At 73.8% G+C, this 237-nt stretch carries 1 protein-coding gene; it reads left to right on the top strand.

Annotation, left to right across the window (positions count from 1 at the left end; translation table 11 throughout):
- Positions 1 to 66 precede the first annotated feature (66 nt).
- Positions 67 to 237: glutamate--tRNA ligase family protein (locus RRF55_RS27910; protein WP_439419287.1), on the top strand; the 171-nt coding region annotated here is incomplete at its 3' end.

Raw genomic sequence — 237 nt, 5'->3', positions numbered from 1 at the left:
GCCGGGGCAGTGTCCGGCTCCCAGGTCATGGCAAGGGGCGGCGCGAGGCTTTAACATCCGGCCCCGATGATTTGCGCCGTCCCTCAGTCCCCCGATCCCGGCATTGCCACCGCGGCCTCCCCCTATGTGGGCCGCTTTGCGCCCTCGCCCACGGGCCTGCTGCACGCAGGCTCCCTGGTGGCAGCGCTGGCCAGCTGGCTGGATGCCCGGGCCCACGGCGGGCGCTGGCTGGTGCGC

The organism is Klebsiella sp. K47 (genome assembly GCF_051858335.1).
Lineage (GTDB): Bacteria > Pseudomonadota > Gammaproteobacteria > Enterobacterales > Enterobacteriaceae > Klebsiella > Klebsiella pneumoniae.
The sequence above is the reverse complement of the archived record's forward strand: the minus strand, read 5'-3'. Positions and strand labels throughout refer to the sequence as shown.